Raw genomic sequence first — 25,841 nt, forward strand, 5'->3', positions numbered from 1 at the left:
GGCATTGACCGCGACACAGGGACTGCTCTAGCCTGACGGCGACCGAAAGATAACAGAAAGCTTTCACAAAGAGACAGAAAATGTCGGGCGGCGCGGTGAGCCGTGCGCTCGACGGTCGTGCGAAGGAGCACCCCATGACCGTTGATCCGTGGAGGGATCCGTCGCTGAGCACCGCACAGCGCGTCGAGGCGCTGCTGGCCGACCTCAGCCCCGAGGAGAAGATCGCTCAGCTCGGCAGCTACTGGAAGCGTCCCGAGATCGGGGACGCCGAGGGGTTCGCCCCCATGCAGTCCACCTTCGACGCGGACCGTGACCCCTTCGAGGAGGCGGTCCAGCACGGACTGGGGCACATCACCCGGGCCTACGGCAGCGCACCGCAGACCGCCGTGGAGGGTGTGGAGAACCTCCGTCGGATGCAGCGCGCGGTCACGGAGGGCTCCCCGCACGCCATCCCCGCGATCGCCCACGAGGAGTGCCTGACCGGACTCATGGCCCACGAGGCCACCACCTATCCCGCGGCCATCGCCTGGGGCGCCTCCTTCGCCCCCGAGCTGATCGGCGAGATGGCCGGCCGGATCGGGGCGGACATGCGGGCGCTGGGCACCCACCACGGGCTCTCCCCGGTGCTCGACATCGTGCGCGACTACCGCTGGGGCCGCATCGAGGAAACGATGGGCGAGGACCCGTATCTCACGGGCATCCTGGCCACCGAGTACGTCAAGGGCCTGCAGGGTGCCGGAGTGATCGCGACGCTCAAGCACTTCGCCGGCCACGCCGCCTCCCGCGCCGGTCGCAACCACGCCCCCGTCTCCATCGGCATGCGCGAGCTGCACGAGATCGACCTGGTGCCCTTCGAGATGGCCGTGCGCCGGGGCGGGGCCCGCTCCGTGATGAACTCCTACGCGGACCTCGACGGCATCGCCCCCGCCGCCAGCCACTGGCTGCTCACCGAGCTGCTGCGCGAGACCTGGGGCTTCGAGGGCACGGTGGTCTCCGACTACTGGGCCGTGAACTTCCTGCAGTCCATGCACCGCGTCGCCGGGACCACCCGCGACGCCGCCGTGACCACGCTGCGCGCCGGGATGGACGTCGAGCTGCCCGAGACCAGCACCTTCCCGGAGCTGCTGGACGCGATCGCGGCCGGCGAGCTGGAGACCGAGGTGCTCGACACCGCGGTGCGTCGCGTGCTGCGCCAGAAGGTCGAGCTCGGTCTGCTGGACCCCGACTTCGACCCCGCGACCACCGGCGAGGCCATCGACCTGGACCCCGCCGAGAACCGGGACCTCGCCCGGCGCCTGGCCGAGGAATCCATCGTGCTGCTGCGCAACGAGGACCGGACCCTGCCGCTGGCCGCCCCGCGCCGCATCGCGCTGATCGGCCCCAGCGCCGTCGAGCCGCGCAGCTTCCTGGGCTGCTACAGCTTCACCAACCACGTGCTCTCGCGCCTGGAGGACCAGGGCACCTCGGTCCCCGTGCCCTCGCTCGCCGAGGCGCTGGCCGATGAGTTCCCGGACGCGGATCTCACCACCGTCGCGGGGACGGACTTCACCGGGCCCGACACCGCCGGCATCGCCGCGGCCGTCACCGCCGCTGAAGCCTCCGACGTCGCCGTCCTCGCCGTGGGCGACATCGCGGGCCTGTTCGGGGCCGGCACGTCCGGTGAGGGGTGCGACGTCGCCGACCTGCAGCTGCCCGGAGCCCAGCACGAGCTCGTCGAGGCCGTCCTGGCCACCGGCACCCCGGTGGTGCTGGTGCTGGTGACCGGCCGGCCCTACGCCCTCGGGGCCTACACCGACCGCTGCAGCGCGATCGTGCAGGCCTTCATGCCCGGCGAGGAGGGCGGCAGCGCGCTCGCCGGCGTGCTCTCGGGCCGCGTGAACCCCTCCGGTCGCCTGCCGATCGGCATTCCCGGCGGCGTGGGCGGCCAGCCCGGCACCTACCTCGCCCCGGTCCTCGCCTGGGTCAGCGACGGCATCTCGAACGTCGACCCCAAGCCGTTGTTCCCCTTCGGCTTCGGGCTCGGGTACGCGCGCTTCGAGTACTCCGAGCTGCGCCTGTCGGCCGACGAGATCGCCGCCGACGGCACCGTCGAGATCACGGCGAGAGTCACCAACGTCGGCGATCGAGACGGCAAGGAGGTCGTCCAGCTCTACCTCAGCGACCCGGTCGCCTCCGTGGTGCGCCCGCTGAAGCGTCTGGTCGGCTTCACCAAGGTCGCCCTCGCCGCCGGCGAGAGCGCCGAGGTCACCTTCCAGCTCCACGCGGATCGCACCTCCTTCCTGGGAGAGGACCACCGGCGGATCGTCGAGCCCGGCGAGTTCCGGGTGCGGGTGGGCGCCTCCAGCGAGGACCTGACCCTCGAGGACTCCTTCCACGTGGTCGGCGGCATCCGAGTGGTCGGTGACGGCGAACGGGTGCTGGAGACCCCGGTGGGGGTTCGGCCGGACGCACCCGGCAGGATCGATGTCTCCGTGCTGGCGGGCACCGCCGGCGCCGCTCCGGCCGGTGTCGAGTGAGCGGGCCGTCCGTCGGGTCGGACGTGAGGTCCGCACGGGTCGAGAATTCTCGAGTGCGGATCATGGACGAGCACGGTGAGCCGGTGGTGGGCGCCGACGTCGAGGTCGAGCAGATCCGGCACGCGTTCGGCTTCGGCTGCACGGCCTTCGAGCTGCGGCCCGATGAGCCCGATGCGTACACGTCCCTGTGGCTGGACCTGTTCACCATGGCCACGCTGCCGTTCTATTGGCGATGGTTCGAACCCGCTCCGGGCGCCCCCGACACCGAGCGGCTCCGACGCCTGGCCGGGTTCCTGCACGCCCGGGGCGTGACCCTCAAGGGGCACCCGCTGCTGTGGCACACCCTCGCCCCGTCGTGGCTGCTCGACCTCGATGCGCAGGACGTCGAGCGGGCGATCACCACCCGGATCACGCGGGAGGCCTCGGACTTCGCAGGCCTCATCGACCAGTGGGACGCGATCAACGAGACGGTGATCCTGCCGACCTTCGCGGCGGAGGAGAACGCCGTGACGCGGCTCGCCCGGGCCCGCGGGCGGATGCATGTCATCCGCCTCGCGTTCGAGACGGCGCGGGCCGCGAACCCGCACGCCCGTCTGGTGCTGAACGACTTCGAGCTCTCCTCCGCCTTCGAGGACGTCATCGAGGAGTGCCTGGAGGCCGGGATCGACATCGGCGCCATCGGGCTGCAGACACACATGCACCAGGGCTTCCGGGGCGAGGAGCAGATCGCCGGGGTCATCGAGCGCTTCTCCCGCTTCGGCCTGCCGATCCAGCTGACCGAGACCACGCTGGTCTCCGGCGATCTCATGCCGCCCCACATCGTCGATCTCAACGATCACGTCGTGGAGTCCTGGCCGTCCACCCCGGAGGGCGAGGACCGTCAGGCCGATGAGCTGGTGCGGCACTATCGCACGGTCCTCGCCCAGCCCGCGGTCGAGTCGCTGACCTATTGGGGCCTGGGGGACGCGGGAGCGTGGTTGGGGGCACCGGCCGGCCTGGTCCGTGCGGATGGGTCGCCCAAGCCGGGCTACCACGCGCTGAGGGAGCTGATCCGCGACGATTGGTGGATGGGCCGCCAGGTGCTTCGCACCGACGACGACGGAGCGGTCGCGGTCCGTGGCTTCGCCGGGGACTACGAGATCGCCGTCGGCGGGCAGAGGTCGCAGATCGCGATCCCCCGCGGCGGGTCCTCGGTGGAGCTCACTCGGCCTGCGCCGTCTCGTCCGTGAGGACGAACCTCTCGGTCAGCAGCTGAGAGACAGGCTTCTCCGATGCCCAGAGGGCGAAGGTCAGAAGAGACGCGGTGACCAGGAGCAGGAACTCGCCGACCACGACCATGAGCCCCAGCGTGAGCACGCCCAGCGAGATCAGTGCCAGCGTCGACAGCGGCTTGGTCAGCAGGGTGAACGCCGTCAGACGGAAGACGTCGATGGTTCGGAAGGAGAAGGCCGAGACGATCGACAGCGCCCGTGTCAGGACCAGCAGGACGAGGACCGCCAGCACCAGGAAGACCGCATTGAGGGCACGGGTGCCCGCCGCGCCCCCGTGAGCGATATTGAACAGGAGCAGCCCGAGCACCAGCAGCGCGGGCACGCCCGCCATGAGGCTGTCGCGCAGATTCACCCGATAGCCGTGCAGGAAGCGACGCGCCGGGACCAGCTCGTCATCCGTGCTCCGGACCCTCCAGGTGTACAGGGCCGCCGAGATCGCCGGCAGCAGCGGGAGCGCGGCGATCGTGAACAGCAGCGCATTGAGCTCACCCCGGGCGATCAGCGCCCAGACCACGATCGTGGGCGCCGAAGCGAGCACGAGCATCACGTCGATGACGAGGAACCAGTAGACGGCCTCGGTGATCTCGGTGAAGAGACCGCGTGATCGGCGAGGTGACGTCATGAGTCCTCCTGGACGATGGCCGAGACGGTGTCCGACGGTCTGCCGGGACCCTAGCATGCCATCGGGGCGAAACTTTCGTGACAACTGCGTGCGAAGTTGCAAGACCGTTACCTGATGATTCGGTGCCTGCGGGCGTTGGATGCGAGCGATGCTGCGGCATGCACCCAGGTCATGGCAGTTCTGCTTCTCGTCCACTGCACCAAAGGTGCACCGGTGCGAACTCTTGACCCACGTCACTCTGCCCATTACGTTGAGTGCAACAACGAAACTTCAACGAAAGTCTCGGTCAAGAAGTCGGTGTCGCGATGCTGCGGTACCCAGCACGATCGGGACCCGCACTCTCCGTGCAGGAGTGCTGCCGGCCCCGCCGGCGGCCCGGCCGGCCCGTCCTTCCGTCCCTCGTGGCGGCGGACGAACCGATGAGGGCACGTCGGGCATCCGTTTCAACGCCTCCGCCGCACCGTCCCGGTGCTGCGACCACCCCGATGAGGAGACGGCAATGACGCTCAACCCCTTCCACCTCTCGCAGTCCCGACGAGGCTTCGTCGGCCTCTCCGCCGCCGCATTCGGCTCGATCGCCCTCGCCTCCTGCGGTGGGAGCAGCGCCGAGGACGAGCCGATCGACGTCGACGCGCAGAACGTCGGTGCCATGGAGGACTTCGCCGCCGACACCCAGTTCACGGCGACCGAGCCGATCGAGGTCGGCATCCTGTGGACGGACTGGCCGGAAGTTCCGGTCGAGGACACCTGGAAGATCTTCGACCACATCAAGGAGCTCACGAACGTCGAGCTGAAGCTGACGCACATCCCGTTCAGCGACCACGAGGAGAAGCGCAGCCTGCTGATCAGCGCGGGGGACGCCCCCACCCTCATCCCCCTGGTCTACACGGGAGAGGACTCCCCGTACGTCTCCTCCGGGGCGGTGGTGCCGATGAGCGACTACGTCGAGCACATGCCCAACTTCCAGAAGTACGTCAAGGAGTGGGAGCTCGGTCAGATGATCGAGAACATCAAGCAGGCCGACGGCAAGTACTACATGCTGCCCGGCCTCCAGGAGGTCTCCGTCCCGGTCTTCTCCCTGGTGGTGCGCAAGGATGTGTTCGAGGACGTCGTCGGCTCGGTCCCCGGCACCTGGGAGGAGCTGCGCGAGGGGCTGCGCGCCGTCAAGGAGGCGTACCCGGATTCCGTGCCCCTGGCGGACGGGTTCGAAGCGCAGTCGATGCTCAACTACGCGGCGCACGCCTTCGGCACCATCGCCGGCTGGGGCTTCGGCGGCGGCTTCATCGACGCCGAAGGTGACGAGCTGGTCTATGCGGCGGCGACCGACGAGTACAAGTCGCTGGTCGAGTACTTCCACTCGCTGGTCGAGGAGGGTCTGATCGACCGGGAATCGCTCACCGCGTCCAACGACGGATCCGGCGCCGCGGACGTGGGTGAGAAGTTCGCCAACGAGCTGTGCTTCGCGGCGTCGGGATCCTCCGGCACGGCCATCGAGTTCGCCCAGGCGCTGAACGAGACCGTCGGCGAGGGAAACTACGAGGTCTCCCTCATCCCGCCGCCGGCCGGCCCGGCCGGTGACCATGTCGAACCCCGCAACTTCTGGCACGGGTTCATGCTCAACTCCGAGATCACCCGGTCCGAGAACTTCCTGGCCACCCTCCAGTTCACCGACTGGCTGTACTTCAATCCCGCCGCCCGCGAGATGCTGCGCTGGGGCATCGAGGGGGAGACCTACACGAAGGCCGAGGACGGCACCATCGAGCTGAAGGACGGCTTCGCGATGGAGTCGTACAACATCAACAGCGGCGCCGAGGTCGACATCAACGCGGACCTCGGGTTCGCCACCTTCCCGGCGGAGTCGACCGAATCCCGATCGCTCAAGGAGTCCTACAGCACCCCCGAGTTCGTGCAGTACATCGAGGACGTCCTGTCCACCCGCGACCCGCGGGACCCGATCCCGCCGGTCCCCCTGGAGGAGGCCGAGCTCGAGAAGGCCTCGCTCATGTCGACACCTCTGAAGGACACCGTCGACACAGCGACGCTCCAGTTCATCATGGGGGAGCGCGACCTGGACGAATGGGACGACTTCGTCGCCGAGCTCGAGGCCGCGGGCATGTCCCGCTACATGGAGCTCATCAACACCGCGCGCTCCCGCTTCGCCGAGGCGAATGGGTGAAAGAACCCACCGGCGACGAAGGGACCCTCCTATGACGACGACCAAGACACCGGGGGCCGCGACGCAGGATGCGGCGTCGCGGCCGGCGCCGCTGAAGCGGCGGCCCGGCTCCTGGAAACGCACGCTGAAGCGCGACTGGCCCCTGTACGCCTTCGTCGTGCTGCCCTTGATCTATCTCGCGATCTTCCGCTACGTGCCGATGCTCGGCAACGCGATCGCCTTCCGCCGGTTCCGTCCGGGTGGCAGCATCTTCGGCGAAGAGTTCGTGGGCCTGTTCTACATCAAGCTGTTCATCACGGACCCCGCGTTCTGGAACGTCTTCGCGAACACGGCGATCATCGGGACGATGACCCTGGTGGTCTGCTTCCCGCTGCCGATCATCCTGGCGCTGATGCTCAACGAGGTCCGCCGCCGGCACTTCAAGCGGATCGTGCAGTCGATCAGCTACCTGCCGCACTTCCTCTCCGTGGTGATCGTGGTCGGCATGATCTACCAGCTCCTGTCCCTGCAGGGCACGGTGAACCAGCTGGTCGAGGCGTTCGGCGGGGACGCGGTCTCCTTCCTGCAGCAGGCCGAGTGGTTCCGCTTCATCTATGTGGCCTCCGAGGCCTGGCAGACCGTCGGCTGGGGCACGATCCTCTACCTGGCGGCGCTGACCGCGGTGGACGATCAGCTGTACGAGGCGGCCCGCATCGACGGCGCCAATCGCTGGAAGCAGACCTGGCACGTCACCTTGCCCGGCATTCGGCCGACGATGGTGACGCTGCTGATCCTCAACATCGGCAACTTCCTCCAGGTCGGCTTCGAGAAGGTCCTGCTGCTGTACAACCCGATGACCTACTCGACCGGCGACGTCATCTCGACCTACCTGTACCGGGTCGGTCTGGTGTCCAACAACCTCAGTTACGCGGCCGCCATCGGCCTGTTCCAGGCGATCATCGGATTCGTGATGGTCATGGGCGCGAACATGATCTCGAAACGACTGGTGGGGACGAGCCTATGGTGATCGAATCGATGCAGGCGGAGGCCCGCGGGCCCGAACCTGTCGTCCGACGGAGCACGGCCATCAAGGATTCCCGCTCCTACCGGGTCTTCACCGTTCTGAACATGACCGCGCTGCTGATCATGTGCGCGATCATGCTGTACCCCTTCGTCATGCTGCTCGCCCAGTCGTTCAGCTCGGCCGGGGCGATCAACGCCGGCAAGGTGAGCCTGTTCCCCGTGGACTTCAACATCGACACCTATCGGGCGGTCGCGCGCAACGAGGACTTCTGGCGCAGCTACGGGAACACCGTGCTCTACACCGTCCTCGGCACGACGATCGCGATGGTGCTGACCACCACCTATGCGTGGGTGCTGTCGAAGAAGCATCTGCGGGGCCGTGGCCTGCTGATCGGCATCGCCGTCTTCACGATGTTCTTCAACGGCGGCATCGTGCCGAACTATGTGCTGATCTCCTCGCTGGGCATGAAGAACACGATGTGGGCGGTGATCCTCCCGCCGGCACTGTCGGTGTTCAACCTCCTGGTCATGAAGGCCTTCTTCGAGAACCTGCCGAATGATCTGGAGGAGGCCGCGCAGATCGATGGGCTCTCCTGGTTCGGGATCTTCTTCCGGATCGTGCTGCCGCTGTCGAAGGCGGTGATCGCCACGATGGTCCTGTTCTACTCGGTGCAGTACTGGAACGACTGGTTCAACGCCTTCTTGTACCTGGACAAGACGGACCTGTTCCCGGTGACGCTGTTCCTGCGGAACCTGATCGCGGGGGCGTCGACCGCGGCGTCCGAGGGTGCCGCCGCCTCGGGTGGGAGCGTCGACGCGATCAACGCCAACATCCAGTCGGTCACGATGATCCTCATCCTGATCCCGATCCTGTGCGTGTACCCGTTCGTCCAGCGGTACTTCGTCACGGGCGTCATGCTCGGCTCCGTCAAGGGCTGAGCCGATCCCTCCCGGAAGCTGGTGGCCTCCCTCGGCGGGGGCCGAAGGGGCCGACGGGGTCGTCGGCCGGTCGGGTTCGTCGGACGGACGGTCAGAGGCGTTCGTGCAGCCAGTCGAGCTGGCGGCGCTGCTGGAGCGAGCCCCCGCCCTCGTGATGGTTGAAGGGGTAGACGATGATCTCCCGCTCCGGGGCGGTCGGGCCCGCACTGCCGTACAGGTTGTGCGCGGCGAAGACGGCCGACGGCGGACAGATCATGTCCCGCAGGCCGACGGAGAACAGGGCAGGGGCGGTGGCGCGCCGCCCCAGGTGCAGGGCATCGACGTAGGACAGGGTCCGCAGCACCTGCTCCGCGGCATCGCGGTGGATCGCGAGATAGCGGACGATCTCCTGGTAGGGGTCGGTGTCGACGAGGTCGACGGCGCGGCGCATGTGCGTGAGGAAGGGGACGTTGCTGATCACCGCATCGACATCGGGGACCAGGCCTGCGGCGGCCAGGGCGAGCCCGCCGCCCTGACTGGCGCCTGCGACCGCGACGCGCCCGTCGGCCCCCGGCAGCGCCCGCGCGGCATCGACGGCGCGCGCCGCGTCGGTCATCAGACGCGTGATGTAGGAGGTCTCGGGGGAATCGATGCCGCGGGTCAGCGAGCCGGGGGCGGCGGGTCCGGAGCCCGCGGGGTCCGCAGTGTGCCCGGGGGAGGCGGAGGACCCCTGTCCGCGGGTATCCATCAGCAGGTGCCCGTACCCGGCGGCCGCCCAGCTCAGCCGCTCCAGCGGCTCGCCGCGGCCACCGCCGTAGCCGATGTACTCGACCACCACCGGACGGTCGGGCCCGGCGTCGGCGGGTCGGTTGTACCAGGCATGGATCGGGGCGCCGTCATGGCCGGCGAAGGTCACGTCGAAGGTCTCGATCAGGGACAGGCCGTTGCTCTCCGCGGTGACCTCGAGCAGCGGATCGTGGGTGCGGGCGCGGGAGAGCGTGCCGGCCCAGAAGTCCTCGAGGTCATCGGGCTCGTCCAGGACTGGCCGATACTCGCGCAGGGCCTCGAGGGGCAGATCGAACAGGGCCACGGTGCCTCCACGTCGGGGTGTGCCGGCGACGCCGGGCGGGTCGGACGCCATGCCCCGAGCATGATCAGAAAAGGGGCGAAAACTGTCGGAAGAATCAACTGTGGTTTAGGCTACGGAGTGGGGCACCCGCGGTCAAGGCGGTCCATCGCGGATATCCTCCCCAGGAGGGCGCCGCGACGGTGCCGCGATCGACGGGGAGGATGTGGACATGCCTGAGGACGGTTCGCGGCAGGGTCGCGTCACCTTGAAGGACGTCGCGGAGCGGTCCGGGGTCTCGCTCGCGACCGCCTCGAAGGTCATGAACGGCCGGGCCGACGTGCGCGACTCGACGCGCGAGGAGGTCGCCGCCGCCGCGCGGACGCTCGGCTACCAGCCCAAACGGCGCGACACGGACCACCGACGCTCGGTCATGATCCACTTCGACACCCTCACCAGCCCTTACGCGCTCCAGGTGCTCGAGGGCGCGGAGCAGTCCGCCCGGCGGGCCGACGTCGACCTGCTGGTGATGAGCGTGGACGAGCGCGGCCCCGGCTACCAGGGCCCGACCCGGGCGATGATGGCGGACCTCTCCGCCCGCGGGGTGGAGGGTCTCATCGCGGTGACGTCGCCGGTCGGCCCCCAGCACGCTCGCTGGAGCCGCGACCTCAAGCTGCCGCTGATCGCCATCGACCCGGTGACGATCGGCCCCGACACCAAGGGGATCGTCGCGATCTCCGCCACCAACTGGGAGGGAGGCAACAGTGCCGTCCAGCACCTGCTGGACCTCGGGCACCGGCGGATCGGCATCATCGGCGGCCCGGAGGAATCCGTCCCCGCCCGCCAGCGCGTCCAGGGCTACCACAGCGCCCTCGCCCAGGCGGGGATACCCGTCGACCCCGCGCTCATCGAGCACGGCAGCTTCAGCTACGAGGACGGTCAGCGCAGCGCCGAGACGCTGCTGAGCCTGTCCGAGCCGCCCACGGCGATCTTCGCGGTGGCCGACACCCTCGGGGTCGGCGTGCTGCGGGCCGCCCGCCGGCACAGGGTCTCCATCCCGGAGGACCTCAGCGTGGTCAGCTTCGACGACACCATGATCGCCAGCTGGACCCACCCGCAGCTCACGGCCGTGCGCCAGCCGCTGTTCTCGATGGGCCAGGTCGCCGTGGAGCGCCTGCTGGCGCTGTCCTCGGACCCGGGACTGTTCGCCCACCCCTTCAAGCTCGAGACCCAGCTGATCGAACGCGAGTCGACCGCTCGGGCCGTGGAAGGGGCCCGGGCCACGAAGGGCTGAGGGGCCACTCCGGCGCGCGGGGAGCGCGAGCACGAGGGCGTCGACGAAGGATCGCAGGAGCGCTTCTGCGGGGGGATGCACTGTGCGCTCCGGGGGAGCGTGGCCCGGATGGAGTCCGCCGAGGTCGGACGGGTCCTTTCGCCGCGTCGTCGAGCTCCCGCGCAAGAATCACCCCAGGTGTCCACGGGGCGTGAGGCGCTGACGATTGTTTTTCAACAATTGTGCCGGAATAGGGAAGTCACAACAAGCGACCCATTTCGGGCATACGGTTCGATCTGTTCAGATTTGACACCGGGGGAGTCTTTTTGCCGGGGCGTCGACTGCATGACGGACAAAACGGACTTTTTCGGTCGACAACGGGTTTGTTACCGGGTCGTTACCTGACGGATATGACCATTTCGCCAGGCCGCCGGCGGCCTTGACGAGGGCGATGCTCCAGGTCATGGCCACTCTGTCCTTTTGTGCACCAGACATGGACAGCCCTTGCGGGGCGCTCGAAGGTCATGTAGCGCGCGCGTTGAGCAAATTCTCAGGAAAAGGCATGCCGACCCTTGACGGGTCTCTTTGCTTAATGTTGGCTGGACGTGTTGACGATCGGGAAGACGTGAATTCATTCGTTCCTTCCCTGGGTGATCGTCAGCGAAATAATGCCCGGCTGACGGCGCGCGAGAGAGGGAGACCATGCTCGATCCCGAACGAGGACGACTCGTCGAACCACCCCCACCACCACGAAGGCGGCGAGCCTGGCGACAGCGGGTCGCTCGGGGTGCAGCACTCGGGGTGGCAGGGGCTCTTCTGACCGCTGGCCCCGCGTCGGCCCTCGGCCTGAACACCTACCCCGACGAACCGACGGAATCCGAAGCAAGCGTCGCGGGCATGTCGCTCGCGGACGAGGACATCATCGGTCTCGGCCAGTCCCAGGCCGGCTCCGCCTCGAACCCGGGCCCGAACACCGAGGCGTTCAACGGCGCCATCGGCGGCGGCGAGGTCGTCGACTTCGGCTCCGGATACCAGATCCCTCTCGATGAGTTCCTCGAGTTCGGTGAGGTCGGGACGATCCAGAGCCGGTCGACCGCGACGGACGGTCAGAACGGCGAGGCCATCACCGGTGTCGCCGGGGCCGATGGCGGGCTCACTCTCGATGGCACGGACGGTGACTTCGGCACGGCCCGGATCGATCTGCTGTCCATCGCCAAGGCCAGCGGGGCCGACACGGTCACCGATCAGATGATCGATCAGGCCGATCTGAGCTTCGGGCTCGGCGGTGCATGGGTCGAGTCGGTCAACGGTGAGTTCCAGGACCCCGACGCCGTGGGCGAGATGGGCCAGTACCGCGTCGGCGACATGAAGCTCGAACTCCACTCCCCGGCCGTCCAGGCTGCCGGCGACGGACTCAGCGACGCAGCCGGGCAGATGGAGCAGGAAGTCACCGACACCATCAACGACAGCCTCGACCTGACCAGCGCACTGCCGGTACCCGGTCTCTCGGTGGACACCGAGGTCTCCAGCACGCTCCAGGAGGACGTCCTCGACGCCACACTCCTCGGCCCCATCGCCACGGATGACGGCCTCGCCGGGATCAATCTCGGCGAGGGCACCGTCGTGGTGGACCTGGGCCGGATCGGCGGCAACGATGACGGCCTCATCGATCGGCCGGTCGGCATCAACAACCAGAACCCGAACACCGAGCTCATCGATGACGAGACCTACCCGTTCATCGCGAGCAGCGTGCACGACGTCATCGACGAGACCGTCGACCTCTCCGTCGGGACCGCCATGGACTCGCTGGAGAGCGTGAGCATCAGCTCCTCGGTGTCCGCCCCGGACGGCACGACGGCCTCGTGGGACATGACGCTGGCCGGGGAGGTCACGAACTTCGAGTGCACCCCCGGTGGCATCACGGGCGCGGCGACCTGCGCGACCCTCGAGGGCGCGATGACCGCCATGGGTCCGATCATGACTCCGATCAACGACATGATCACCAACCCGGAGGGCGTGATCTACGAGGCGTTCACCACCATCAAGACGGACCTGATGACCGTCCCGGTGCGCGCCGCTCTGGATCCCTTCCTCGAGCTGATCGCGAACAACCTGTTCTCGGTGCAGATCAACCACCAGGAGGTCCAGACCTGCGAGATGCCGGACGGCACGGAGGTGACGTCGGGACTGGAAGTGTCAGCCTTGAGCATCGGCGTCCTGGACGGCACCTCACGTATGGGCATCGGGAATGCCGGTGTCCGGGTCGATGCGTGTGATCTCGCCGCCGGCGACCCCGTGGTCGAGTCCTCGAGCCCGGTTCCGGCCGGTGAGTGCTCGGAGATCACCTCCAGCGGCTGGGCACCCGAGAGCGAGGTCAGCTTCCAGCTGACGGACGCCGAGGGTAACCCTGTCGGTGACCCGATCACCGCGACGGCCGACGCCGAGGGCAACATCCCGGCCGACACCTGCCTCACCGTTCCCGAGGGCACCGAACCCGGCGACTACACCGTCGTCGGCGAGGGCCCGGACGGGAACACCGGTGAGTCGGACCTGACGGTCTACGCCCCTGATGCCGAGGTCGATTCGCCTGCCGCTCCCGGTGAGTGCGCTGTCGTGACCTCCGGCGGATGGATCCCGGACAGCGAGGTCTCGATCCAGCTGACCAGCGCCGAGGGCAATCCCGTCGGAGACCCCGTGACCGCTGTCGCAGATGAGGAGGGCAACCTGCCCGCCGACACATGCGTGGCGATTCCCGAGGGGACCGAGCCGGGCGACTACGAGGCGATCGTCTCGGATGACAACGGCGCTGAGATCCCGGCTCCCGTCGAGGTCGACGAGGCCGATGCCGACGAGGCCAGCCTGGACGCCTCCTCCCCGGTTGCGGCCGGTGGGGAGTCGGCCCTGACCGGTGATGGCTGGGCTCCGGACACGGACGTGTCGGTGCAGCTGACCGATCCGGACGGCAATGCCGTCGGTGATCCGGTCACCGTCACGACCGATGAGAACGGTGCCTTCCCCGAGGGCACGGTGCTCCCGGTCCCCGAGGATGCGACTCCCGGCGATGGGTTCACCATCACCGCGACGGATCCTGACGGCAACGAGGCGACCGACACGCTCGAGGTCACGCCGGCTGATTCGGCCGACGAGGCGAGCCTGGAGGCGTCCTCGCCGGTGCGCGTGGGCGATGAGTCCACGCTGGAGTCCGAGGGCTGGACTCCGGATACCGAGGTCTCGGTGCAGCTGGCCGATGCCGAGGGCGATCCCGTCGGTGATCCGGCCACCGTCACCACCGATGAGAACGGTGCCTTCCCCGAGGGCACTTCGCTCCCGGTTCCCGAGGATGCGACGCCGCGCGATGGCTACACCATCACCGCGGTCGATTCCGAGGGCAACGAGGCGACCGACACCATCGAGATCGTCGCGGCCGATGCCGAGCTGTTCTCGCTGGATGCTTCGTCGCCGACTCCGGCCGGTGGCGAGTCCACCCTGGAATCGGCAGGCTGGGCTCCGGGCACGGACGTGTCGGTGCAGCTGACTGATCCGGACGGCAATGCCGTCGGCGATCCGGTCACCGTCACGACCGATGAGAACGGTGCCTTCCCCGAGGGCACGGTGCTCCCGGTCCCCGAGGATGCGACGCCGGGCGATGGGTTCACCATCACCGCGACGGATCCTGACGGCAACGAGGCGACCGACACGCTCGAGGTCACGCCGGCTGATTCGGCCGACGAGGCGAGCCTGGAGGCGTCCTCGCCGGTGCGCGTGGGCGATGAGTCCACGCTGGAGTCCGAGGGCTGGGCTCCGGACACGGACGTGTCGGTGCAGTTGGCCGATGCCGAGGGCGATCCCGTCGGTGATCCGGTCACCGTCACCACCGATGAGAACGGTGCCTTCCCCGAGGGCACTTCGCTCCCGGTTCCCGAGGGCGCCGAGCCCGGTGCCTTCACGGTCACGGCGGCTGACTCCGAGGGCAACGAGGTCACCGACACGCTCGAGGTCATCGCGGCCGACGCGCCGCTGGTGGACGCTTCGCCGGCTCCGGCCGGTGGGGAGTCCGCTCTGACCGGTGATGGCTGGACCCCGGACACCGAGGTCTCCGTGCAGCTGACCGATGCCGAGGGCAATGCCGTCGGCGATCCGGTCACCGTCACGACCGATGAGAACGGTGCCTTCCCCGAGGGCACGGTGCTCCCGATCCCCGAGGATGCGACGCCGGGCGATGGCTACACCATCACCGCGGTCGATCCCGAGGGCAACGAAGCGACCGACACGCTCGAGGTCATCGCGGCCGACGCGCCGCTGGTGGACGCTTCGCCGGCTCCGGCCGGTGGGGAGTCCGCTCTGACCGGTGATGGCTGGACCCCGGACACGGACGTGTCGGTGCAGCTGACCGATCCGGACGGCAATGCCGTCGGCGATCCGGTCACCGTCACGACCGATGAGAACGGTGCCTTCCCCGAGGGCACGGTGCTCCCGATCCCGGAGGATGCGACGCCGGGCGATGGCTACACCATCACCGCGGTCGATCCCGAGGGCAACGAAGCGACCGACACGTTCGAGATCGTCCCGGACGACTCGGCCGAGGCCACGATCGACGCGTCGTCCCCGGTGGCTGTTGGCAGCGAGTCCGAGCTGGTCTCCGAGGGCTGGATTCCGGAAACCGAGGTCTCCGTACAGCTGGCCGATGCCGAGGGCAATGCCGTCGGCGATCCGGTCATGGTGACCACGGATGGGAACGGTGCCTTCCCCGAGGGCACGGTGCTCCCGATCCCGGAGGATGCGACGCCGGGTGAGGGCTACACCGTCACCGCGACGGACGCCGAGGGCACCGAGGCCACGGACACCGTCGAGGTGACTCCGGGCGAAGGCTCCTGCGTCAGCAACCAGACCGTCTCGATCGAGCCGAGCTCCGCCGGAGCCGGTGCAACGGTGACCGTGTCCGGAAGCGGCTTCGCTCCCGGCGACGCGACGGTCGCGCTCGTCGATGCCGAGGGCAACCCGGTCGGAGCCACGGTGGAGATCGAGGTCGGTGACGACTGCGGCTTCGCGAGCGAGGTCGTCATCTCCTCCGATGTCACCCCCGGGGACTACGAGCTGGTCGTGACCGATGGTGATGGAAACTCCGCTTCGGACGCCATCACCGTGACCGAGTCCCAGGCCGGTGGCGACCCGGCACCGGGCGGTGACGACGACTCGACCGTCGGCGGCGGCTCAGACGACGGGGACGACTCGTCCTCCGATGTCGGAGCGGGCGACGACGGTGAGGGCTCCGGAACCGGTACCGACGGCGACCTGGCGCAGACCGGGTTCGACGCTCTCCCGGTGGCAGCGATCGCTTCGCTGCTCACCATCGCCGGTGCCGCTGTCCTCATCACGCGCCACCAGCGGAAGGTGTGAGTGAACACCATCCGATGAGGCAGTAGACAGGAATGGTGGCGGCCCGGACCGGGCCGCCACCATTCCGCTGTCCCATCGAAGTCGAAGTGCTGGCCCCGATGCGGGGTCGGCAATGCCTGGACCACCAGCTGGACCACCAGGTTGCAGAGTCTGGACCACCAGGTTGCAGAGAGAGAGCCGATGAATAGACGCCGCTGGGCCGTCGCAGCACTTCTGGTCGTCTGCGCGACCATTCTCGTCTGGGTCGTGGCCGCTGGACCGTTGAGGCCCGCGCCTGACGCCCCCGAGGAGCCGGCCGCGCCCGCTGCGACCGCGGCCGAGCTGGACTGCGGCGACGGGCAGGAGCTCTCGAAGTCCCTCTCGAGCGGTGCGACGTGGTCGATGTGCTGGTCGATCGACCCGGACATGGGCCTCGTGGTCTCCGACATCCATCTCACCGCGCCGGACGGGGAGCCGATCAGCCTGATCGATTCCTTGTCGCTCTCGCAGCTCGAGGTGCCGTACGACGACGGCGGGCGCAATACCCACGACATCACCGAATCCGGATTCGGCGGCACCAAGATGAAAACTCTCGGTGACGACGTGTGCACCGGGAACATTCTCGAAGCGGACGTCCCGAACATCGGTGACGGCACGTACGGCGAGACGGAGACCCGGGGCGTGCTGTGCTCCTCCGAGGTCGACGGCGGCGTGTCCTACCATTCGAGCGACGCCGTCGCCCCTGCCGCGACTCGGAAGACGGATCTGCAGATCTTCACGGTGTCCCGCGTCGGCTGGTACGAATACATCACCGAGTACACCTTCGGTGCCGATGGCTCGATCGACGTGCAGCTCGGCGCGACCGGTGATCTCTCGCCCGTGGACTACAGCGACGAGGAGCACGGGTGGGACGTGGGGGACGACGAGCACTCCACCAGCCATTCGCACAACGCGGTCTGGCGCGTGAACTGGGCCCTCGGCGGGGACGCAGGGATGCAGGTCGAGCAGTTCGATGCCGAGCGCACCGGGGACATGGGGGATGAATCGGCGAAGCTCACGGGGGAGCTCACCCCGCTCACGAACCCCACGACCGCGCAATGGGAGGACCGGCGCTGGTGGCGGGTGCTGAACCCCGACGTCCTCAACGAGGACGGACACCCGATCTCCTACCAGATCGAGATGGCCAAGACCGACTCGTTCGTCTTCTCCGATGTCCTCGCCGATGCCGGAGCGGAGAGGCACGCCCATGACCACGAGAGCGGCTACGACGTCGCCTTCACCAACTATGACGAGTGCGAGCGGTTCGCCGTGAAGAACACCGGCGACTGCGGAGGCGGGGTCGAGGACTTCGTGGACAGCGGTGCCGAGGAGACTCTCGACGACGTCGTCTCCTGGGTGGCGGTGGGATTCCACCACGTGCCCCGTGACGAGGACCAGTCTCCGATGGAGATGCACTGGCAGGGATTCTCCCTGCTGCCCCGTGACCTGACGGCCCAGCGGTTCGACGTGCCGGAAGGACACGAAGAAGTCAACGGGGTCCCGGACTCCGAGTGGCACGAGTCGCCCACGGGGTGAGGCCCCGGGGTGATGAAGGGGATGATCAGCCAGCCCTGTCCGCGCTGGAGCCCCGCACGTGAAGATCGAGCCCTTATGGTGCTTATGGTGCGGAAGGGGCGTTGATCATTCCCATCAGCCGCCGCCGGGTGCCCCGGTCCGGTGCACCTCAGACCCGCGCCAGGATCGCGTCGGCGAAGATCTCGGTCACCTCGGGGACGAGCTGCAGATTGAACAGGGGCTCGAACAGCTCCGCCTCCAGCAGCACGAGCCCGTGCGCGGCGGAATCGACGGTATCGATACGGCCGTACAGCGGCATGGGCAGGCCGGAGACCTCGCCGACCGCATCCAGCACCTGCCCGGCGAACTCCTGCTCCCGAGCGGTCGCCTCGAGGACCACGGGGTTCTCCTGGTAGGTGCCGCCGCGCAGGCCCCCGCCGCGCTCGAGCAGCGCTCCCTTCGCGATCGCGTGCGTGACCTGCCCGTCGACCGCATAGAGCGCCCTCTCCCGGCCCTCGGAGAGTTCTGGCACCTCCGGCTGCAGCATCACGACGCCGCCTTCGGCGAGGATCGCTCGAGCGAGCTCCAGGGCGGCGGGGGAGTCGCGGGCGAACAGTCCCGTGTGCCGCGCCCCCGCCCCGACGCTCGGCTTCACGACCACGTGCGGCGTCGAGGGCTCCTCGGAGGACAGCTCGGCCTCGAGGGTGGACATCTCGTGGTGGTAGCTCGTGGGCACGACGGCGACGCCGGCCTCCTCGAGCTGGGCGAGATAGCGCTTGTCCATGTTCCACCGCACCAGCTCGGGGTCGTTGAGCACGGTGGTGAGCGCGCCGACCCGCTCCAGCCAGGCCTCGAACTGCGCGGGCCGCTCGGCGTAGTCCCAGGGGCTGCGGAGCACGAGCAGGTCGAAGGCCGCCCAGTCCACGGACTCGTCATGCCAGATGGTGAGCTCTGCGTCCGCGCCCCGATGCCGGAGCGCCTCGCGCAGCGGTGCCGCATCGAGGTGCGGATCGGCCGCCATGAAGGTCGTGGGATCGGTGACGACGAGGCCGATGCGGGTCATGCCCGCGACCCTAGCAACGCCATGGGCTCCGACGCCGACGGGGGCGTTCGCAGGAGGATCGCTGCCCGTGCACGGGGGCGATGGGTCCAGGCCCTCGGGGCGGCGCAGGAGCCACGCACTATTGGGCATGCTGTGCGCTGCATCACCATGCGCCGGGAGCTGACAGAACTGGAATCTGCTTGTCCGACAAAAACTTTTAGCGCTCTGACCTGTGCGGGTGAGCGTTCACGGGTGCCCCCAGGTGGCTATCAGGTTCTTAGTGTGCGAGTATCTATGCGGCCCTATGGGCGCTGGTGATGCGCAGGACCGGTCTCCGCGAGGAGCACGGGATCTGCAGCAACCGTCGAGAGGGACATCCCCGGAGCAGGTGCGAGGCGCCGCCCGGGTCGACGTCGGACGGCACGCGCTCTCCGGGCCGTCTGCCGGTGGCCCGCTGAAGGGAACCCCTGACGTCAGCGCGCCATCGCGTCCACGTCGCGACGCACCGGCTGCGAGAGACCGGAATGCCCGCGATGAAAGGAAGTACGTAGTGCCGCCCGCGCCTACTGGAGAGATCTCCCAGCTCGGAACCATCGGAGTCATCGTCCTCCTGCTGCTGTTCTACGGCGGCACGATGTGGATGTCCGTGGTGATCTCCCGCAAGAAGGAGAACGCCGACGACTACATGACCGCCGGCAACAAGATCGGCTTCGGCGTCTCCGCCGCATCCATGACCGCCACCTGGATCTGGGCGTCCTCGATGTACGCCTCGGTGACCGCGGGGTACACCTACGGCGTCTCCGGCCCCATCCACTACGGGCTCTGGGGCGCGCTGATGATCCTGTTCATCTACCCCTTCGGCAAGCGGATCCGGAAGGTCGCCCCCAAGGCGCACACCCTTGCCGAGGTCATGTACGCCCGCCACGGCCGCTCCTCGCAGCTGATGCTCGCCGGCTCCAACGTGCTCGGCTCGGTCATCTCGCTGACCTCCAACTTCATCGCCGGAGGAGCGCTCATCGCGATGCTCTCCCCGATGAGCTTCGGCAACGGCATCGTCATCATCGCCGGCGGCGTGCTGCTCTACACCCTGTGGTCCGGGTTCCGCGCCTCCGTGCTGACCGACTTCGCACAGGTCATGGCCATGCTCGGCGCGGCCGTCGTGATCATCCCGGCCGTCTTCTTCGTCGTCGGCGGTCCGCCGATGTTCGCCGAAGGCGTCGCCGCCGGCCATGTCACTCCGGCGCAGGAGAGCTTCTTCTCCTCCGAGGCGTTCATGAACCAGGGCGCCCCGTACATCGCCGCGGTGCTGGCCTACGCGATCGGCAACCAGACCATCGCCCAGCGCCTGTTCGCGGTGCGCGAGGACCTCATCAAGCCCACCTTCATCACCGCCACCATCGGCTACGGCGCGACCGTGATCGGCATCGGCATGCTCGGCGTGATGGCCCTGTACCTGGGCATCGAGCCCATGAACGGCGACGTCAACAACCTGATGCCGCAGATGGTCGGCACCTACCTGCCCGTCGGGCTGGTCGCGCTGGCCTTCATCATGATCATCGGCTCGCTGTCCTCCACCGCGGACTCCGACCTCTCGGCGCTCAGCTCGATCGTGATGACCGACATCTACGGCCAGTCCGTCGGCCGCAAGAAGGCCGATCCGAAGAAGATGCTGCTGATCGGCCGGCTCACCATGGTCGTGGCGACCGCCGCGGCGCTGTACTTCGCCACGGCGAAGTTCAACATCCTGGACCTGCTGGTCTTCGTCGGCGCGCTCTGGGGCTGCCTGGTCTTCCCGGTCATCGCCTCGTTCTACTGGAAGAAGGTCACCAACAAGGCCTTCACCGTCTCGGTGATCGCCGCGCTCGTCGTGTTCCTGCCGGTGCGGTTCGCGCTGATCCCGCTGGTCGGGCCGTGGGCGCTGTTCGTCGAGCTGCTCGCGATCATCGGGGTCGGCGTGGTGCTGGGCATCATGTCCTTCGGCTTCTTCGGCCTGCGGCCCGCCGTGATCGTCGGCGCGATCGCGACGGTCGTCGTGCTGCCGTTCGGTTTCGGCTACCTGCGCGACTACGAGACGCTGTCCGGCTCCCTCGTCGCCTACTCGGTCTCGTTCCTGGTCTGCTATCTGATGAGCGTCCGCTCCGAGCAGGACTTCGACTTCGCGGTGATCCGCAAGGTCACCGGAGACTTCGACGAGGAGGACGAGCCCTCCGAGGTGGCGTCCGACGGTCCGGAACCGGCCCCCGAGGCGGCCGACTCCACCGATCGCTGACCCGTCCGTCTCCCGACGCGGCACCGCCGCGTCGCCCACCCAACAGAAGGAGAGAGCCATGACTGCTCTGCTGACCACGTACGTGCTCATGTGGCCGGTGATCGTCTTCGGCGTGCTGGCCGCCATCACCGGCGGGTTCGCCAAGGACATCAGGAAGGCCCGCAAGGAGGGCCGCTCGATCATCTGACCGGTCCTGACGGGTCCTGACGGGTCTTGACAGGCCCTGACCGGCTATGACGGGCCCTGACCGACGCAGCACGTCGGCAGGCCCCGGGTCGGCGCACACCGCAGCTCCGGCACCACGACGGCGCCCGCCGCTCCCCGTTCCCGGGGACGGCGGGCGCCGTCGTGCGTGAGGTCGGCGCGGGCCCTCCTGAGCAACGGCCGATGGGGAGTTCTGCCCAGGGCAGTCCTCCCCATCGACCCGTAGAGGCCTCTGCCGAAGAATGTGAACAGACCACCGGATGGATGCCGGACCCGGCCCGATCACAGGAGAGACCATGACGACGACGAACTCACGGCCACCGCTGCCTGCCCCCACGCTCAAGGCCAAGGACGTCCCCGTCCCGCTGTTCGTCGGCCTCGGAGTCGGGCTCCTCGGCTTCTTCGTGCAGTTCACCTCGTGGACGACCTCGACCATGGGCGGGGTCGAGACCTGCACCTATCACGACTACGCCGCGATGATCGCGGCGGTCGTGTGCCTGCTGTGCGCCGGGATCGGCATTTCCCGTCGCGTGTCACAACCCCGCCGCTACCCGATCAGGCAGTGGGTCGTGCACCTGATGGCCGGTGTCCTGGTGCTCCTGGCCGTGGTGCACGCTCTGCGCGGATTCGGGATCATCGGCGGTATCTGCTGACCCGGGTGCCGGGTCGGTCCTCGTCAGTTCCCGACGCCGCTGTTCGCGTAGGCGTCCTTGAGGATCTCGAGCGAGGCCATGGCCTCGCCGGGTCCGATCCAGAACGGCTCGGGGCCGTCCAGGGACGCGTAGAAGTCGCGGATCAGCTGCTCGTGGGAGACGCCCCAGTAGGCCCGGCCTCCCGCGGTCGCGACCCGGTCGGAGTAGGTGTCCACGCGACCGTCGGTCCAGCGCACGGTGAGCCCGCCGCCGCGCCCGGACCGCACTTCGAGGTAGGCGTTCTCGGTGGCGACCTCGAGCTCGACCGGGCGCGCCACCGGCGCGGTGAGCGTGGCGTAGAAGGTGGTCGTGGCCCCCGAGGCGTGGTGGAGCACCAGGTCCGCGGTGTCCTCGGTCTCGACGACGCCCGCGAACTTCTTCTGCGAGACCAGACCCTCGGTGCGCTCGATCGGGCCGATCAGCCACTGCACCAGGTCGAGGGTGTGGATCGCCTGGTTGATCAGCAGGCCGCCGCCGGCGTTCTCCCAGCGACCGCGCCACGGCTTGGCCGCGTAGTAGTCGGCGGTGCGGCTCCACACCACCGAGGCCCATGCGCCCTGGACCGCGCCGAGCTCCCCGCCGGCGAGCAGGCGGGACAGCTCCTGGCTGGCCCGGTTGTAGCGATTCTGGAAGCAGATCCCGATCTTCGCCGCGCCCGCACCGCCGTCGGCGCGCGGTGCGGTCATCGAGCCCAGCGCGTCGACCAGGCGGGAGCCCTCGGCGAGGCTGTGGGCCAGCGGCTTCTCCTGCAGCACGTGCACGCCGCGCTCGAGCGCGGTCAGGGAGGGGCCGACGTGCTGGTCGTGCGGGGTTGTCACATGCACGGCGTCCGGTCCCAGCGCGTCGATCAGCTCCTCGGCGGTGGGATACGTGGGCAGGCCGGTCTCGGCGGCGGCCCGTTCGCGAGCTGCGGGATCGCTGTCGGCGATGCCGACGAGCTCGAGGCCGTCGATCGCCTCGATCGCTCCGACGTGGACGACGGACACGTCCCCGTAGCCGACCAGGCCGATACGTCGCTGGGCCATGTGCTGCGCCTCCTCGCCGCTGCGGTGCGGCATGTGGGTGGAAAGAGTCTCCGCCTCATCCTTGCCGGTCCGCGCAGTTCACGGTAGAGGTTGCCGCGCGGTGCCTGCCGACGGGAGACCGGGACCTGGTCCGTCGGCCGGGCGGCGGGAGCCGGGCCACCGAGCCGGGCCGCGGGGGTCTGGCCGCGGGAGCCGGGCGGCGGGCCGGGCAACCGAACCGGGCGGTGGAGCCGGGTCGGCGGATCGTCCGGCGGCCCGGGCGGGGTGGCTCAGGAGCGGGAGCGGCTCAGGGCACGATCCACCCGGCCGCCCGGAACAGCTCGTACCACTCCGGCCGGGTCAGCGGGATCTCGGAGCCGGCGGCGGAATCGGCCACGCGCTGCGGCGTGGTGGTGCCGAGGACCACCTGCATCTGCGCCGGGTGGCGAGTGATCCACGCGGTCGCGATCGCCTCGGGGGCGACCTCGTACTGCGCGGCCAGTCGATCGATGACGGCGTTCAGCTCCGCGTACTCCGGGTGACCCAGGAACACGCCGTCGAAGAACTTCGCCTGGAACGGCGACCACGCCTGCACGGTGATGTCGTGCAGGCGGCAGTAGTCCAGGATGCCGCCGCCGTCGCGAACGATCGCCTGGTCGGTGCCCTGCATGTTCGCCGCGACGCCCTGGGCGATGAAGGTGGAGTGGGTGATCGACAGCTGCAGCTGATTGGCGACGATCGGCTGGTTCAGGTGCTTCGCCAGCAGGTCGATCTGGCGCGGGGTGTGGTTGGAGACACCGAAGTGGCGCACCTTGCCGCTGGCGTGCAGCTCGTCGAAGGCGCGGGCGACCTCCTCGGGCTCGACCAGGGGATCGGGGCGGTGCAGCAGCAGGATGTCGATGCGGTCGGTGCCCAGCGCCCGCAGCGAGCCCTCGACGGACTCGATGAGGTGCTCGGAGGAGTAGTCGAAGTACGGGCCCTCGGGGACGATCCCGGCCTTGGTCTGGATCGTGACCTGGTCGCGCTCGGAGGGCGTCAGCTGCAGGGCCTGGGCGAAACGCTCCTCGCAGCGGTGCTTCGATCCGCCGTAGATGTCGGCGTGGTCGAGGAAGTCGATGCCGGCGTCCCGGGCGGTGCGCACCAGGGTGCGGATCTCGTCGTCGGACTTCTCGGCGATGCGCATCAGCCCCAGCACCACGTTCGGCGCGGAGATGTCGGTGTGCGGCATGGCGAAGTGCTTCATGAAAGGCCTCTGGTCGCTGGGGGAGTGGTACGACGCCCACGGGTGGCGGCGCCGAGGTCGAGCCTATGCCCGTCGGCCGCACGCCGCGCCCCTGACGCGCGCAGGAGGAGCGTGCGCAGGGTCCCGTCCAGCGAACGCTTTCCATCCCTCGGGACGAGGATGTGCCGCGCGGGCGGATCTGCCTAGTGTGGACCAGGTGACCACTCCCTTCCCCTCCTCCCACGTCCCGGCGGAGGCCCCGCGCCGGCAGAAGGCGGGAGCGCGGATCACGCTCACCCTCGCGTCGCTGGCGATGATCGGGCCCTTCACCATCGACACCGTCTTCCCGGCCTTCGTCCGCATCGGCGACGAGTTCGGCGGTGACGACATCGCGCTGCAGCAGCTGATCTCCGCCTATCTCGCGGCCTTCGCGATCATGTCGGTCCTGCACGGGCCGCTGTCCGACGCCCTGGGGCGCAAGAAGGTGATGATCGGCGGACTGACGATCTACCTGATCGGCATGTTCGGCGCCGTCCTCGCCCCGACCCTGGGGAGCCTGATCCTGCTGCGGGTGATGCAGGGAATGAGCGCCGGGGCGGCGACCATCGTCTCGCGCGTGGTCATCCGTGACATGTTCTCCGGGTCCGAGGCCCAGCGGCTGATGGCCCGCGTGATGATGATCTTCTCGGTCGCCCCGGCGATCGCCCCCATCCTCGGCGGGTGGCTGCTGCTGCTCGGCGACTGGCGGTGGGTCTTCGCCGGCGTGGGCCTGTACGGGCTGCTGGTGCTGGTGGCGACCACCCGGCTGCCGGAGACGCTGCCGCGGGAGGCTCGCACCCCTCTGCGGGTGGGTTCGCTGCTGGGATCCCTGCTGCACGTGGGACGCTCGCCGGTGATGCTGCGTGTGGCCGCCGCCTCCGCCTTCGGCTTCGCCTCCCAGTTCGTATTCATCGCCGGCGCGTCGATCGTCGTGGTGCGCCTGCTGGGCCTGGGCGAGCAGGACTTCTGGGTGCTGTTCCTGCCGCTGATCCTGGGGATGACCTCCGGGGCCTGGCTGGTGGGTCGCGCCGCCGACGTGATGGACCGTGCCCGGCTGATCACGATCGGCTTCGTCGGCGCAGTGCTCTCGACCGGCCTGAACCTGCTGCTGGTCAGCATCGCGCCGCCCTTCACCGGCGGGCTCAGCTGGTCGCTGCTGCTGGCGGTGAGCGGACCGATGCTGATCGCCTTCTCGGTGGCGCTGCTGTTCGCGCCGATCCAGCTGGAGGTGCTGGACCTGTTCCCCCACGAGCGCGGCGCCGCCGCCTCGCTCGGCACCTTCTTCGGGCTGGTGCTCAATGCGCTGCTGGCCGGCGTGGTCGCGCCTCTGGTGACCGCGAGTCTGCAGGTCCTCGCCCTGACGGCGCTCTGCTTCGCGGTCCTCGGGACCGCCCTGTGGTCCTGGCATCTGCGCGCAGTCCGTGCTCCGCAGGAGATCCGCGTCCACGAGCCGAGCTGATCGCGCTCACAGGGCGGCCGGCTCGGACGGCGGACGGTCGCGATGAGCCCCGTGGGCGCCGTGACCGCCGTGGTGGCGCGGACCACCACCACACTCCATCATTCGGTTGATGCCCTGGTCACGCGTGATTCCTAGA

At 68.7% G+C, this 25,841-nt stretch carries 18 protein-coding genes; 12 read left to right on the plus strand and 6 right to left on the minus strand.

Annotated features, from left to right (window positions below; genetic code table 11):
• Nucleotides 1–134 precede the first annotated feature (134 nt).
• Together JOF44_RS13575 and JOF44_RS13580 are read left to right on the plus strand one after the other, a co-directional pair.
• Complete coding sequence (locus JOF44_RS13575) at nt 135–2,516, plus strand: glycoside hydrolase family 3 N-terminal domain-containing protein (protein WP_209892397.1); 2,382 nt, start codon at nt 135–137, stop codon at nt 2,514–2,516.
• 62 nt (nt 2,517–2,578) lie between these two features.
• A complete protein-coding gene (locus JOF44_RS13580; protein WP_209892400.1) occupies nt 2,579–3,745 on the plus strand; it encodes an endo-1,4-beta-xylanase in 1,167 nt (388 codons plus the stop codon).
• On the opposite strand, the gene JOF44_RS13585 is transcribed toward JOF44_RS13580, so the two are convergent.
• Nucleotides 3,717–4,409 (minus strand): DUF624 domain-containing protein, encoded by a 693-nt coding sequence (locus JOF44_RS13585; protein WP_209892403.1) that lies wholly within the window; start codon nt 4,407–4,409, stop codon nt 3,717–3,719. The two genes, JOF44_RS13580 and JOF44_RS13585, sit on opposite strands and share 29 nt — an antisense overlap.
• Before the next feature lie 499 nt (nt 4,410–4,908).
• Here JOF44_RS13585 and JOF44_RS13590 point away from each other — a divergent pair, with 499 nt between their 5' ends.
• Genes JOF44_RS13590 through JOF44_RS13600 form a run of 3 tightly spaced genes read left to right on the plus strand, consistent with a single transcriptional unit; the run spans nt 4,909 to nt 8,526 of the window.
• Nucleotides 4,909–6,585, plus strand: a complete 1,677-nt coding sequence (locus JOF44_RS13590; RefSeq protein WP_209892406.1) for an ABC transporter substrate-binding protein — start codon at nt 4,909–4,911, stop codon at nt 6,583–6,585.
• 31 nt (nt 6,586–6,616) lie between these two features.
• Nucleotides 6,617–7,591 carry an ABC transporter permease gene (locus JOF44_RS13595; RefSeq protein WP_209892409.1) on the plus strand — a complete coding sequence of 325 codons (975 nt, stop codon included), beginning with the start codon at nt 6,617–6,619 and terminating at the stop codon, nt 7,589–7,591.
• A gap of 8 nt (nt 7,592–7,599) precedes the next feature.
• Nucleotides 7,600–8,526, plus strand: coding sequence for a carbohydrate ABC transporter permease (locus JOF44_RS13600; RefSeq protein ID WP_245349471.1), 927 nt, complete (start codon nt 7,600–7,602; stop codon nt 8,524–8,526).
• A gap of 91 nt (nt 8,527–8,617) precedes the next feature.
• On the opposite strand, the gene JOF44_RS13605 is transcribed toward JOF44_RS13600, so the two are convergent.
• A complete protein-coding gene (locus JOF44_RS13605) occupies nt 8,618–9,595 on the minus strand; it encodes an acetylxylan esterase (protein ID WP_209896017.1) in 978 nt (325 codons plus the stop codon).
• A 208-nt stretch (nt 9,596–9,803) separates the two neighbouring features.
• Between JOF44_RS13605 and JOF44_RS13610 the strand changes: the two genes are divergently transcribed.
• Nucleotides 9,804–10,865 carry a LacI family DNA-binding transcriptional regulator gene (locus JOF44_RS13610; RefSeq protein ID WP_209892415.1) on the plus strand — a complete coding sequence of 354 codons (1,062 nt, stop codon included), beginning with the start codon at nt 9,804–9,806 and terminating at the stop codon, nt 10,863–10,865.
• A gap of 279 nt (nt 10,866–11,144) precedes the next feature.
• Here the strand turns inward: JOF44_RS13610 and JOF44_RS13615 are convergent, their stop codons facing one another.
• Nucleotides 11,145–11,309: a hypothetical protein gene (locus JOF44_RS13615; RefSeq protein ID WP_209892418.1), complete on the minus strand. Its 165-nt coding sequence runs from the start codon at nt 11,307–11,309 to the stop codon at nt 11,145–11,147.
• A gap of 237 nt (nt 11,310–11,546) precedes the next feature.
• On the opposite strand from JOF44_RS13615, the gene JOF44_RS13620 reads away from it, so the two are divergent.
• Together JOF44_RS13620 and JOF44_RS13625 are read left to right on the plus strand one after the other, a co-directional pair.
• Nucleotides 11,547–16,241 carry a choice-of-anchor G family protein gene (locus tag JOF44_RS13620; RefSeq protein WP_281067097.1) on the plus strand — a complete coding sequence of 1,565 codons (4,695 nt, stop codon included), beginning with the start codon at nt 11,547–11,549 and terminating at the stop codon, nt 16,239–16,241.
• 180 nt (nt 16,242–16,421) lie between these two features.
• Nucleotides 16,422–17,795, plus strand: a complete 1,374-nt coding sequence (locus JOF44_RS13625; protein WP_209892424.1) for a copper amine oxidase — start codon at nt 16,422–16,424, stop codon at nt 17,793–17,795.
• A gap of 148 nt (nt 17,796–17,943) precedes the next feature.
• On the opposite strand, the gene JOF44_RS13630 is transcribed toward JOF44_RS13625, so the two are convergent.
• Nucleotides 17,944–18,837, minus strand: a complete 894-nt coding sequence (locus JOF44_RS13630; protein WP_209892427.1) for an ATP-grasp domain-containing protein — start codon at nt 18,835–18,837, stop codon at nt 17,944–17,946.
• Nucleotides 18,838–19,450: 613 nt separating this feature from the next.
• On the opposite strand from JOF44_RS13630, the gene JOF44_RS13635 reads away from it, so the two are divergent.
• From JOF44_RS13635 to JOF44_RS13645, 3 genes are all read left to right on the plus strand, one after another.
• Nucleotides 19,451–21,085, plus strand: a complete 1,635-nt coding sequence (locus JOF44_RS13635; RefSeq protein WP_245349472.1) for a sodium:solute symporter family protein — start codon at nt 19,451–19,453, stop codon at nt 21,083–21,085.
• Between the two features lie 58 nt (nt 21,086–21,143).
• Nucleotides 21,144–21,272, plus strand: coding sequence for a putative transporter small subunit (locus tag JOF44_RS13640; RefSeq protein ID WP_209892433.1), 129 nt, complete (start codon nt 21,144–21,146; stop codon nt 21,270–21,272).
• 313 nt (nt 21,273–21,585) lie between these two features.
• Entirely contained in the window at nt 21,586–21,942 is a 357-nt protein-coding gene (locus JOF44_RS13645) for a hypothetical protein (RefSeq protein ID WP_209892436.1), read from the plus strand.
• A gap of 23 nt (nt 21,943–21,965) precedes the next feature.
• Here the strand turns inward: JOF44_RS13645 and JOF44_RS13650 are convergent, their stop codons facing one another.
• On the minus strand, nt 21,966–23,006 hold the full coding sequence (locus JOF44_RS13650; protein WP_209892438.1) for a Gfo/Idh/MocA family protein: 1,041 nt from the start codon (nt 23,004–23,006) through the stop codon (nt 21,966–21,968).
• A gap of 286 nt (nt 23,007–23,292) precedes the next feature.
• Nucleotides 23,293–24,228, minus strand: a complete 936-nt coding sequence (locus JOF44_RS13655; RefSeq protein WP_209892441.1) for an aldo/keto reductase — start codon at nt 24,226–24,228, stop codon at nt 23,293–23,295.
• 196 nt (nt 24,229–24,424) lie between these two features.
• Here JOF44_RS13655 and JOF44_RS13660 point away from each other — a divergent pair, with 196 nt between their 5' ends.
• A complete protein-coding gene (locus tag JOF44_RS13660; protein WP_342591784.1) occupies nt 24,425–25,705 on the plus strand; it encodes an MFS transporter in 1,281 nt (426 codons plus the stop codon).
• The last annotated feature ends 136 nt before the right edge of the window (nt 25,706–25,841 follow it).

Source organism: Brachybacterium fresconis, from assembly GCF_017876515.1.
GTDB classification, from domain to species: Bacteria; Actinomycetota; Actinomycetes; order Actinomycetales; family Dermabacteraceae; genus Brachybacterium; species Brachybacterium fresconis.

What these genes read in the sequence shown, in the direction of transcription:
- JOF44_RS13615 (WP_209892418.1), bottom strand. Translation starts at nt 11,309, where the DNA reads ATGACCTGGAGCATCGCCCTCGTCAAGGCCGCCGGCGGCCTGGCGAAA.
- JOF44_RS13630 (WP_209892427.1), bottom strand. Translation starts at nt 18,837, where the DNA reads ATGACCCGCATCGGCCTCGTCGTCACCGATCCCACGACCTTCATGGCG.
- JOF44_RS13640 (WP_209892433.1), top strand. Translation starts at nt 21,144, where the DNA reads ATGACTGCTCTGCTGACCACGTACGTGCTCATGTGGCCGGTGATCGTC.
- JOF44_RS13600 (WP_245349471.1), top strand. Translation starts at nt 7,600, where the DNA reads ATGCAGGCGGAGGCCCGCGGGCCCGAACCTGTCGTCCGACGGAGCACG.
- JOF44_RS13645 (WP_209892436.1), top strand. Translation starts at nt 21,586, where the DNA reads ATGACGACGACGAACTCACGGCCACCGCTGCCTGCCCCCACGCTCAAG.
- JOF44_RS13595 (WP_209892409.1), top strand. Translation starts at nt 6,617, where the DNA reads ATGACGACGACCAAGACACCGGGGGCCGCGACGCAGGATGCGGCGTCG.
- JOF44_RS13590 (WP_209892406.1), top strand. Translation starts at nt 4,909, where the DNA reads ATGACGCTCAACCCCTTCCACCTCTCGCAGTCCCGACGAGGCTTCGTC.
- JOF44_RS13650 (WP_209892438.1), bottom strand. Translation starts at nt 23,006, where the DNA reads ATGGCCCAGCGACGTATCGGCCTGGTCGGCTACGGGGACGTGTCCGTC.
- JOF44_RS13655 (WP_209892441.1), bottom strand. Translation starts at nt 24,228, where the DNA reads ATGAAGCACTTCGCCATGCCGCACACCGACATCTCCGCGCCGAACGTG.
- JOF44_RS13620 (WP_281067097.1), top strand. Translation starts at nt 11,547, where the DNA reads ATGCTCGATCCCGAACGAGGACGACTCGTCGAACCACCCCCACCACCA.
- JOF44_RS13610 (WP_209892415.1), top strand. Translation starts at nt 9,804, where the DNA reads ATGCCTGAGGACGGTTCGCGGCAGGGTCGCGTCACCTTGAAGGACGTC.
- JOF44_RS13585 (WP_209892403.1), bottom strand. Translation starts at nt 4,409, where the DNA reads ATGACGTCACCTCGCCGATCACGCGGTCTCTTCACCGAGATCACCGAG.
- JOF44_RS13580 (WP_209892400.1), top strand. Translation starts at nt 2,579, where the DNA reads ATGGACGAGCACGGTGAGCCGGTGGTGGGCGCCGACGTCGAGGTCGAG.
- JOF44_RS13635 (WP_245349472.1), top strand. Translation starts at nt 19,451, where the DNA reads ATGTGGATGTCCGTGGTGATCTCCCGCAAGAAGGAGAACGCCGACGAC.
- JOF44_RS13575 (WP_209892397.1), top strand. Translation starts at nt 135, where the DNA reads ATGACCGTTGATCCGTGGAGGGATCCGTCGCTGAGCACCGCACAGCGC.
- JOF44_RS13625 (WP_209892424.1), top strand. Translation starts at nt 16,422, where the DNA reads ATGAATAGACGCCGCTGGGCCGTCGCAGCACTTCTGGTCGTCTGCGCG.